This is a genomic window from Mycobacterium sp., assembly GCF_965230835.1.
In the GTDB taxonomy this organism is placed as follows: domain Bacteria; phylum Actinomycetota; class Actinomycetes; order Mycobacteriales; family Mycobacteriaceae; genus Mycobacterium.
Genome location: NZ_CBDDLW010000002.1, coordinates 3,136,575 through 3,147,424, shown reverse-complemented (window position 1 = coordinate 3,147,424; position 10,850 = coordinate 3,136,575). Strand labels below are relative to the sequence as shown.

9 protein-coding genes and 1 pseudogene are annotated in these 10,850 nt (G+C 60.5%); 5 read left to right on the top strand and 5 right to left on the bottom strand.

The genetic code is table 11. The features are described 5' to 3' along the window. Positions 1–4: 4 nt before the first annotated feature. Positions 5–685 (top strand): hypothetical protein, encoded by a 681-nt coding sequence (locus ACO07W_RS14965; protein WP_421844326.1) that lies wholly within the window; start codon positions 5–7, stop codon positions 683–685. Positions 686–864: 179 nt separating this feature from the next. Next, positions 865–1,353 (top strand): hypothetical protein, encoded by a 489-nt coding sequence (locus ACO07W_RS14960; protein WP_421844324.1) that lies wholly within the window; start codon positions 865–867, stop codon positions 1,351–1,353. 297 nt (positions 1,354–1,650) lie between these two features. On the opposite strand, the gene ACO07W_RS14955 is transcribed toward ACO07W_RS14960, so the two are convergent. Then, positions 1,651–2,406 (bottom strand): MBL fold metallo-hydrolase, encoded by a 756-nt coding sequence (locus tag ACO07W_RS14955; RefSeq protein WP_421844322.1) that lies wholly within the window; start codon positions 2,404–2,406, stop codon positions 1,651–1,653. Positions 2,407–3,027: 621 nt separating this feature from the next. Between ACO07W_RS14955 and ACO07W_RS14950 the strand changes: the two genes are divergently transcribed. Beyond that, positions 3,028–3,822: an AraC family transcriptional regulator gene (locus ACO07W_RS14950; protein WP_421846025.1), complete on the top strand. Its 795-nt coding sequence runs from the start codon at positions 3,028–3,030 to the stop codon at positions 3,820–3,822. A gap of 61 nt (positions 3,823–3,883) precedes the next feature. Here the strand turns inward: ACO07W_RS14950 and ACO07W_RS14945 are convergent, their stop codons facing one another. The 3 genes and pseudogenes from ACO07W_RS14945 to ACO07W_RS14935 all read right to left on the bottom strand — a co-directional run bounded on the left by ACO07W_RS14945 (position 3,884) and on the right by ACO07W_RS14935 (position 6,867). Next, positions 3,884–4,882 carry an acryloyl-CoA reductase gene (locus ACO07W_RS14945; protein WP_421846024.1) on the bottom strand — a complete coding sequence of 333 codons (999 nt, stop codon included), beginning with the start codon at positions 4,880–4,882 and terminating at the stop codon, positions 3,884–3,886. A gap of 63 nt (positions 4,883–4,945) precedes the next feature. Next, positions 4,946–6,076 (bottom strand): annotated as a pseudogene (locus ACO07W_RS14940) (CaiB/BaiF CoA transferase family protein); the annotation flags it as partial. Further along, positions 6,073–6,867 (bottom strand): hypothetical protein, encoded by a 795-nt coding sequence (locus ACO07W_RS14935; protein WP_421844320.1) that lies wholly within the window; start codon positions 6,865–6,867, stop codon positions 6,073–6,075. The gene ACO07W_RS14935 and the pseudogene ACO07W_RS14940, both read right to left, overlap by 4 nt. 377 nt (positions 6,868–7,244) lie before the next feature. Here ACO07W_RS14935 and ACO07W_RS14930 point away from each other — a divergent pair, with 377 nt between their 5' ends. Both ACO07W_RS14930 and ACO07W_RS14925 read left to right on the top strand, forming a co-directional pair. After that, a complete protein-coding gene (locus tag ACO07W_RS14930; protein WP_421844318.1) occupies positions 7,245–8,024 on the top strand; it encodes an SDR family oxidoreductase in 780 nt (259 codons plus the stop codon). Positions 8,025–8,369: 345 nt separating this feature from the next. Further along, positions 8,370–9,857, top strand: coding sequence for an amino acid permease (locus tag ACO07W_RS14925; protein ID WP_421844316.1), 1,488 nt, complete (start codon positions 8,370–8,372; stop codon positions 9,855–9,857). 122 nt (positions 9,858–9,979) lie between these two features. On the opposite strand, the gene ACO07W_RS14920 is transcribed toward ACO07W_RS14925, so the two are convergent. Next, a complete protein-coding gene (locus tag ACO07W_RS14920; RefSeq protein ID WP_421844314.1) occupies positions 9,980–10,834 on the bottom strand; it encodes an alpha/beta fold hydrolase in 855 nt (284 codons plus the stop codon). Between the last annotated feature and the right edge of the window lie 16 nt (positions 10,835–10,850).

The following is a 10,850-nucleotide window of genomic DNA, read 5'->3' as shown; positions in this document are numbered from 1 at the left end:
CCGAGTGTCGCAATGGATCGAACAACGCGATGTAACGAGCAGTCTGGATGGCAAGCGAGATTTCGGGAATAACAGGGCGGCTGATCCGAATTTCGCCCCGGGGCAGACCAAGGTCACGACCTACATAGACTACGAGAACGGCCTTGTCGTTATGCGGCAAAATCCGTCCGTCGAACTCACCAACGAAGGCGGTCCCGGACAAGTGAAGGTCGGCGTCCCGGAAGCCGTGATACAGCAGACCAGCGACGGCGCCGTTCGCATCAAATACGATGCTGCGAACCCATTCGCACCTGAACCCGCGCAAAATCCCCCGCGGCCGCTGGAGAACAATCCATGGACGGTCAATGGAGACCTGGTGTTCACCCCTACCACGGACGGCATCCAGGTCGACGGCACACGCACAAACTACCCCTCCATGGAGGTTTATCAAGATCTGCCGAATGGCACGACAAATACAGTGCTTATTGACCCGGCAGAGTCCGGGCGTTCTTGGGGGCCTATGGCGAACCTTCCCTTCCACCACGATGTTGGAATAGGCGGAGACGCGTTCGAACCGTTTGACACGGGTGGGTGGAACCCCAAATACGATGTGCGCGTTCCGTTGCCGTCCACAGAGTTCGGCCCCGTGGCCAATCCTCCCGCCCTCCCCCCAAGCCGGTTATCACCTGGTACAGGTCAGTTCTAATCCGAGAGCAAAACCAAAATGCAAATGCCATCAGTCGCCCGAATGCGCGATCTCGACTCGCGCTCATGGTCCACCGCAACCTGGACGATACCGTTCACTACCCAGCTCGTATTGGGAGTGGCTGGGATCATTTTCTGGTCCTTGGGGAAGGCGACGTACTTCAACGATTCGCATGAGCGGTGCTGGTTCCTGACTGCGGCGATAGCTACCGCGCTGGTCTCGCTGCCGACGGGCTTCGCGTGCCTGGCGTCGCGATCATCGCGTATTCGCGGCGTAGCCGTGAGTATCATGGGCGCATCCGTGGTTGTCTTTTCCGGAATAGTTATTTATGCATTCTGGATTCTGCGGTGATGAGGTTATCTGTGACGACACCATTTGAGGTCCACACGCCGAAGCCCCGCTATGGGCCGGTCACCTTCGTGTCGGCAATGCTGAATATTTTCGTGGTCAATTTATCCATGTGGATCTGCGCCCCGTACACGATAATTCTGTATCAGATTTATTTATTCGTGTTGGCCGACCTGGGTCTCTCCATTGCATTTGCAACGCGAGCCGGCAACCTGGCTCAGATCGGCCGCGGAATGCTGATTGGCCTGCTCTCGGTTCCAGCGGCACTGGTTGCGTTTGCCTCTGTCTTTATAATTGCACATGCAATAGGCCCGATATGAGAGCAAACATCGGGTATAGCAAAGGGCGCCAAGGGACACCCAAATAGCCGAGACGAAATCACGTCCAGAGTTGTTGGGCCAGTTCTCCGGCCTGCGCCACCGAACGCCGCGAAGTAGCCGGCCATTGCCGGGCCGAGCGCATGAGGAAGGGGCACTGTCCGCTAGGCCGCCGCAGATTTTGGCGGCCCTCGAAGAATTCACTATTGACGCGCACCACCGCGCGCCACGCTCACCGCAACCCCCGTCTGCGGGTCCAGGACTCGACGAGCTGCTGGCGTGCCCAGTGTTGCTTGCCTCCTACCGACCGCGCTGCACTGCTCGGTCCCAGACCGAACCTGCATGGATCGGTAACCCGTGACCAGGCAGGAGATGCTCGACCGGCAGGGCGCGCAGCCGCGCCGACGTTCGAGCGGCAGCAGCGTCATCCACAGTGTCCGGCGCGAAGCGCGCCCGTCCACCGATTGTGATCACGGCGTCCCCGGACAACAGCGTCCGCGAGCCTTCGTTCCATAGCGCGATGCTGTCGTCAGTGTGCCCAGGGGTACTCAGCACTCTCCACTCTGCAGCCCCTGGCAGCGGCATCCCATCATCGAGACCGCCGAACGGATGCGGATCGCGCCATAGCATGCCCCGCGAGGTTCCGAAGCCGACTGTAGCCGCCACGTGGACGAATCCTGCCGCTGCCCTGATATCAAATGGTTGCCCCAACAACAATTTCCATGTTCGGGCCAGCTTTACCGCAGATGGCGTACGAGGCTCCACGCCGTCGAAATATGAAATCGTCGTCACCGGCAGGTAGATCGGCGCATTGTGCCGCAGGGCCACCGATCGTGCGCCTCCTACATGGTCGGGATGCCCATGGGTGGCGGTCACCATTCTCACCGCACCGGGCATGTGCGCCAATACGGGCCTGATGTCGTCAGCAGTCGTCGGCATTCCGGCATCGACCACGACCAGCCCCCCGTCGTCTCCGGAGACCACGTAGCAGTTGAAACACCAGCGGGAAATTCTCCAAACCCCAAGGTCGGAGAATTCCTCGATCACAAGACCCACAGGGCATCTCCCTCGCAGCCGACTTGAACGACCAAACCTATCAAGACGGTGGCACGCGATCATTGGCTAACCACAAACACTCATCCGAATTGACTTGGCTGTTAGCTCGTATGTCGACAAAGCCAATTTCGCGGCAATCGAGTCGATCATCGCCCGTCGCTGCTGGCTATCGAGGGTTGCGAACGCAACGAATCCCTCCGCGTTGCATACGCCGAAACCTGCCACCACGAAACACCGGCTCTACCATCAACACCGGCGCGTACGTAGGCTGATTCCGTCCACGCCCAGATCGGGTAGCCGCGCGAAGGTTCCGAAGCCCTAATACCGGCGATTGCTCCTGTCTTGCCGATTTCACGGGTCGCCAAAAACGACTTAGAACGCCGACGGGCCTGTCACCAATAGTGCGTCCGCATTAGATAGCGACCGTCGAACTCCATACAAATGTGAACCGAAATAGCGCACATTCTGACAGATGGATCAAGATGCGGCGGCGCTACCCACGACTAATATGTTTAAGCAAGGCGTACCAACCGGTGAAGCCGCAAGAGCGAAGCTGGCGTCAACCTCAGACCGGTTTACTAAGACAGGGGCCACGGTGTGACAACTAAAGCCTCTAAAGCCATGCCACCTGCGCGGCATCTCCCACAGGCCCCCAATTCAAGTCGGGAGTTGGGCGCGGAGAGCGAGATTGGAGCTCACTGGCATGACGGGAACCAGATTGTCTACGCGAGTAAGGGAGTACTCGCCGTTCATACGGACACATCGCGATGGATTATCCCGGCCAATCGCGCCATATGGATTCCCGGTGGGATTGTGCATGCTCACCGCATGTACGGCGCCACCACGTTGCATCTTGTAGGGCTACCAACTTCCTCCGACCCCATTGGTCTCGGCCAGCCCACGGTATTCGCCGTTTCACCGCTCGTGCGTGAACTCATGGTTGCATACGCGGATCTGGGAGACGACACCATGAATCGACGGGGCCGACAGCTGTTGGCTCTTTTGCTCGATGAACTCCGCCTTACCGCTGAACATCCGGTTCAGGTTCCCGTGCCGAGCGATCCTCGCCTGCAGAAACTCTGCGCAATGTTGGAGGCCGACCCGTCTGACAACCGCAATTTGGACGCACTGGGTCGCCGGGTGGGTGCGAGTAGCCGCACCTTGGCGCGGTTGTTCCGCAATGACATGGCGATGACGTTTCCTCAGTGGAGAACCCAACTTCGCATCTACCACGCCTTGTGTCTGCTCGCTGAAGGTCACCCGGTCAAAACCGTCGCGCGCCGTTGCGGATTCGGGAGTTCGAGTTCCTTCATCGATGTTTTTCGGCGCTCATTAGGCTACTCGCCCGGCGCGTACGCTCTCAGTTTCTCCGACGCCGATCGAGGCATTCCTCGCGGCGAGTCTGGCTCAGATTGACGTTGTTTCGAGCAACCGGCACGGAGACCGCCGAACAACGTGACGCCACGCAGCGTCCGACTCAAAATCCGCCGGCTACACGCACCACCGCTCGGCCTAAATACTTTCCGGCACGCACCTCGTCAAGCACACCAACGACATCTTTGACGTCCACGCATGTGGCCAGCTTGTCGAGATGGCGCGGCCGCAGGGTGCTGGCCAGACGTGCCCAGAGTTCCCGGCGCGGACCGATCGGCATCAATACCGAGTCCATTCCCAACAGTGCGACGCCGCGCAGAATGAAGGGCATCACCGTGGTGTTCAACACCGAACCCCCAGTCAGTCCGCTCGCGGCCACGGCCCCGCCGTATTCGACAGCGCTGAGTACGTCGGCGAGGGTCGCTCCACCCACACAGTCCACCGCGGCAGCCCAGCGCGCCTTGGCCAACGGTCGCGGTTCGGCGTCAAGGTCAGCGGGCAGTCGGCCGATAATCTCAGTAGCACCAAGTTCTTTGAGAAGTTGGGCGGCATTTTTCTTACCAGTCGAGGCCACCACACGATAGCCCGCGGCCGCGAGTAAATCTACGCTCACCGAGCCGACACCACCGGAGGCACCGGTCACCACAATTGATCCGGCGTCCGGTTTGACGCCCCAGGAGATCAACGCTTGTACGCTCATCGCCGCGGTGAAACCAGCGGTCCCGATCGCCGCACCCTCGCGCGGCGTCAGCCCGCCCAGCGCCACCACCTGATCGGCGGGAAGGCGCGCGTACTCAGCGTAGCCGCCGTGGTGGCCAGTGCCGATCTGGTATCCGTGCGCCAACACCATGTCGCCAACAGCGAAATCTGGCGACCGCGATTCGACTACCTCTCCGCTCAGGTCGATGCCCGGCACCAAGGGATAGTGGCGTGCCACACCGCTGTTCGGTGTCACTGCCAGCGCATCTTTGAAATTTGCACTGGAATACAACACTCGAATCGTCACATCGCCGGGCGGCAGATCCGCAAGGCTCAGCGCTTCTGCCGAGACGGTGATCTCATCGCCGTCTCGGCGGGCGACCAACGCACGAAACTCGTTCATAGCAAGCTCCAGAGTGTAGGATTCGGCGGCTAGCGAAGCGAGGATCTCGGTGGTGTGTTCGCCGTGCTCCGGCGGCAGTTTCGCCGTCTGAGCTGCGACTCCGTCGATGCGCCAGGGCTGACCCACCGTGGCGATCGTGCCATATTTGGGATGCGGAACTTCTTGCCGCAATCCCCTGCGGCGGGCCTCGTCGCTTTCAAACAACTCAGGAAGGTCCCACACCGGGCCCGCGGGAACTCCCGCGTCATCCAAGGCAGCTATCAGTTTTTCGCTTGTCCAGTCACGGGTGTAAGCAAACAGTTGGCGGTAAAGAGCATCACTGTTTTCAACCCGATCCCCGTTGGCGCGAAAGCGTTCGTCTGTAGCTAGCTGCTTCGCGCCGAGCGCCGCGCAGAGATTCTGCCATTGTTTGTCATTGCCGCATGTCACATTCACTATGCCATCGGCAGTCTCGCACGCCCCGAAAGGGACTATCGTCGCATGCATATTTCCGCTGCGGACGGGCTGGCGACCAGTGGCAAAGTAGACACACGCCTGATACGAGAGCATTGACGCCAAAGAATCCAACATAGCAATATCCACAAAGCGGCCTTGTCCGGTTATTTCGCGTTCCCGCGCGACTGCAGCGATAGCTAGTGCAGCGAACATTCCGCTGGCTATGTCGGCTACCGGCAATCCGACCTTATAGGGTGGGCCGTCTTGGGGCCCAGTCAAGCTCATCCACCCTGACATTCCCTGGATAACTTGGTCATAGCCTGGACGGGCATCGCCATCGGCGCCGAAAGCTGAAATTGAGCAATAGATAAGCGAAGGGTAGCGTTCGCGTAACTCCGGTCCCACCCCGAGCCTGGTGGCTGTCCCTGGTCTCCAGTTCTCCACAACAATGTCTGACTGCGCCGCCAACGCACAAGCGGTCGCACGTCCGTGCTCTGATTTCAGATTCAACGCAATGCTTCGTTTGTTGCGGTTCGCCGACAAATAATAGGTTCCAGTGCCCTGCATGAACGGCGGCCCCCAGGATCGACTGTCGTCGCCGCGACTCGGCTCCTCAACCTTGATCACGTCGGCGCCCATGTCACCGAGAATCATGGTGCAGAACGGACCTGCCAGTGCTTGGGTAAAGTCGAGCACGCGTAATCCCGCCAACGGAGACGCCGCATCGGCTGCGAAGTTGACCCGCGGTGCGGCTTTCATTTGTCACCGCGCTTATACATCAGCGTATGCACAGCGGACATCGCAATGACATCGTTGGGCAGAATCCAGTTGTACTCCAGCACGGCCAGTTCGTTGCCATTTTTCTCGAATTGCCCGGCAACTCGGGATCGGACTTCTACCGGAGTCTGAGGAGCAACTTCAGCCAGATTCGTCACTGTGGTCTTGGTGTGAAACCAGGGCCCCATTGTGTAGTTAGCCATCATTACCTCATTGGCCAAGTGCAATAGCTGCCCGGGATGCACCAGATCGCCGTCGGCATAGCCTTTGTACGAATCGTTGAGGAGGTTGGCATACTCGCGGCACTCCGCGGCGTCCAGCGGATCCCACAACGAGCCAAGCAGCGCCCCCGGTTGCAAGATGTCGGCGCGGATAAGCGGGGGCAGCGCCGGAATAATGCCACGGGGAATATCGGGCGGCGTGGGCGGATCGCTAGCATCGATGAGTCCGGTTGACAACGTCGCGCGTATTGCGCCGCCGGAATCAATGAGGCTAGCAGTCGCAGCCTCGTCTGTTGCGGTTTCCAATATAACTTCAGCACGATCACCCTCGAATAGCGGCGCGCGAAGTTTGAGGACGTTTACCGATGCGGAAAACCATGTGCGCCCAAAATGTTGTATTGGACATCTAGCGAGATACGCATATGTCGTCGTCCCGGTGATCAGCCCCGCCTTAAAACCCAGTTTCCGCGCCTGCGCATCGTTGTGGACGGGGTTATGGGTGCGGTGTTGACTGGGTTTCATGCTGGGCTGGACTTCGAAACTGCGTGTCATAGGCCCCTCGACTTTGTAGCTCACGGCATGCTTGCACAATTCACGCTATGCGGCGCGCGTTTCGAATTGCAGTCGCTGAATATCGGAAACCTGCCAGTGCACGTCACCGCAGCCGGCTGCTCACCATGTCGCGCTACCGCAGCGCGCGGGGTGCACCGAGATAGACCACCGGCATCAGCTGTTCAGTCGAACCCGGAATATCCACCAACCCAACCTGTCGCCACGGTGACGCAGTGGCTCAGGAACGGCCGCCCGGAGGCGCTCGCATCGAGTGGGTCGATGCTAGTGTCGCCCGGTGAAACTCGCGCACGCTATTTCCGGTTGATGTCCGTCCACAAACGGGGGCGCTCTACTGCGATGTCGAACCGAGCGACGGCATGAGCGATGAGCAAGCCGGCCCGACAAGCCTGATGGGCGACGCGCTGCGCGGCAAGAAGGTGCTCGTGACCGGAGCTTCCGGGGGGATTGGGCGTGCGGCTGCACAGTTGTTGGCCGAGAACGGCGCGCGGGTTGCTGCGCTTGCTCGGCGCGCCCGCAGGCTGATCGAACTCGCGCCACACGGCATTGAGGCGATTCCCGCCGACGTGACAGACGTGGGGGCGGTGCCTGCTGCGGTGGCCCAAGCCGCCGCGGCATTGGACGGGCTCGACGCGGTGGTCAACGCTGCGGGCGTGATGCGGTCGGGGTTGATCGCAACAGGATCCGCGGCCGACTGGCAGCACATGTTCGATGTCAATGTCATCGGGTTGCTGGCCGTGACACAGGCGGCTATCCCGTCGTTGCGCAACAGTGATTGCGGGCACATCGTCAACGTCAGCTCTATGAGTGACCAACGGATTCTGAGCCCACAGTCTGCGGTCTACGGCGCGACTAAACACGCGGTGCGGGCAATCAGCAGCGGGCTGCGACTCGAACTCCGCGAGCATCGAATCCGCGTCACGGTGATCTCACCCAGTTACGTTCGGGATACCGAGCTGTTCGACGCCGAGCCGGACGCCGCCGAGTCGAGAGCCCGCGTCGAGCAGTTCGGTGTCGACCTGCACGCCGTCGCCAAAGCCATCGGTCACGTGCTCGCCCAACCGGCAGACGTCCAGATTGAGCAGATCAACCTCACATCGTCGACGCCACCAATCACCTCAATGCTTGACACCCGTTAGCGAAAATTCCGATCCGCTGGGCTTTCCGGCCGACCGTGTATCGACGTTTCGCGCAAAGCGCCGGTGCAGACGATGAGACCCCCACAGGTCGACCGACCCATCTCGCGCGACAGCCAGACCTCAGCCAATGCCGTGGCCCGAACTCGGCATAGGTACCGTCAACGAACTGTTGGCTTGGCGGAGGCAATGCTGATTGTGAGTCACCGGACACCGGCATGGCCGGCACCCAGCCGGGACGTGACGAGACGGGCTCACACGTAGGCCTGCAGAACCTCGGGGACTGGCCGCCAACAGCGTGGGTATGTGGAGCACGAGTGAGCGGTTTGCAGAGAAAGGCGCCACTGTATGAACATCCTGAACTCCTCTGCGACCGGTATCTTCCGCCGCAAACCGATTGATGCCATTGTCAGCGAAGACCCGCAGCACAGCGGGGGGCTTTTGCGGGCTCTCGGCATGTGGCAGCTTGTCGCCTTGGGGGTCGGCGGCATTGTCGGAGCCGGTGTCTTCTCGCTGGCTGGAGCGGTGGCCAAGGAGGCAGCCGGACCCGCGGTGATGGTGTCATTTCTCGTCGCAGGCGTCGCCAGCGCATGCGCAGCATTGTCGTATGCAGAATTTGCCGGCATGATCTCCAAGGCCGGGTCGGCCTATACCTATAGCTACGCCGTTCTTGGCGAAAGCGTCGGCTGGATCATTGGCTGGGATCTGTTGCTGGAGTACACCGCTATTGTCGCCGTTGTCGCCATTGGCATTTCCGGCTATTTCGGTTTCCTCGTCCAACAGGTCGGAGTCAACTTACCTAGGTGGATGCTCGGGGCGCCAGGCACCGGCCCAGGGCATGTGGTCGACGTGTTCGCGATGCTGCTGTGCCTGCTCATCGCGTTCGTGCTCACCCGCGGTGTACGCAACGCCGCCCGCGCCGAAAGTGTGTTGGTCTGGGTCAAAGTCGGCCTCGTGGTGCTCATCATTGTCGTCGGCGGGTTCTACGTGAAAACCGAGAACTACACTCCATACCTGCCATTCGGCTGGCACGGAGTGTTCTTCGGCGCCTCCATCGTGTTTTTTGCCGTCTTCGGCTACGACGCCATGAGCACAGCCGCGGAAGAATCCACCCAGGCCCGCAAGATGCTCCCCAAAGCCATCGTGATCTCGCTTGCCATCTCGATGACGCTCTACGTGCTGGCCTGCCTGGTATTGACCGGGATGATCAAATACACCGAACTTAGCCCAACGTCAGCGTTCGCCCACGCCTTCGACGCCGTTGGCCTGCCCGGAATCGCGACCCTCATCTCGGTCGGCGCCATCATCAGCATCATGACAGTGATGTTCACCTTCATGTTCGCGGTGACGCGTGTCTGGTTCGCCATGGCCCGCGACGGCCTGCTACCCCGATGGTTCGCCGCGGTCAACACTAAAAACCATGTGCCGGAACGGGTTACCTGGATCGTTGGCGTCGGCTCCGCCCTGATGGCTGGGTTCACTCCGATCGCCGAAGCCGCACAACTGACCAATGTCGGGATTCTGCTCGCCTTCGCGATCGTATGCGGCTCAGTTATCGTGCTGCGCTATCGATCTCCTGACATAGAACGGTCATTCCGCCTGCCCGGCATGCCGCTCGTCCCGCTGGTTGGGGTCGGCGCCTCCATCTGGCTCACCACCTACCTAACCGAACTCACCTGGCTGCGGTTCGTGTGCTGGCTGGTATTGGGGTTGTTGATCTACGCGCTCTACGGTTATCGCAACTCACACATAGATCCACCTGCTTCCCGGGACGAACCGCTTCACCGAATCGGCGATGAGAAACCTTCGGGTACAACCGGAACGGCCTACCGCTGAGGCCGTCAACGCTAGATCAGGTGCCAACAAAGCCTGGGTGACCGACAATTGCTTTGCTTGCCCTTGCGGGGTTGCGCCTAGAGTTTGCCGTCAGAGAGCTGGGACTGGCTGCCCGTTTCCGCTCAGGGGCGGTTCGAACCACCCATGGGCGTGCTCTGAAGAAAATCTGCTATCGACAAGGCAACCTGCTCGGGTTGGTCGATCATCGACAGTACGTAGGCGTCGATCTCGGCGAGTTGCGCCTTAGGCAGAATTCGCGCGAGCCTGCGGCCATGCTCGCGAGGCATGACCGCACTCGCCGTAGACCACAACACCAGCGCATCGCCGGTAAAGTGCTGCAACGCTTCGGTATTGCGGACTAGCTCGGACCGGTCAAGGGCCGCTGTCGCGTATTTGCGCACATCGCGACGGATCTTCGAATTCGCTAGGCCCGGTGCCGTCCACGCCCGGATCTGCGCTGCGGGGATGCCATTGCGGCTCATCAGACCCATCGCCACCGGTAATCGGCGAATCCAGCCGATGCGCAACTGGCGCATCGCCAACCACATGCCATCGGGTACTCGGGCAGCCAGCACGGCGACCCGTCCGGGAAGCCCGGGCGGAAAGTTGTCGAAAGCCTCGCAGGACAGAATTATCAGCCGCGCGACACGCTCATCCAGTCCGTAGGCGCTCAGAAACAGTCCGCCGCCCCAGTCAGTGTGCACCAGCGCCACGTCCCGCAAATCCAAGGCTGCCATGAACTCCGCAAGAAGCTGCACCATTCCGCGCATACTCAGGTCTGCATCATCGTTCATCGGCACTGGGTGCGCCCCCAGCGGAAGGACCGGGCGGATATAGCGAAACCCGTCCGGGAGACCGGGAAGGACCGCGTCCCACACGGTGTGATCCATCAACAGGCCGTGCAGCAGAACCACCGTCGGGCCTTGACCGTGTTCTGCATAGTGAATCAAGCCACCAGACAACCGCACTTCGCGCATGGCGTCACTCCTGGAT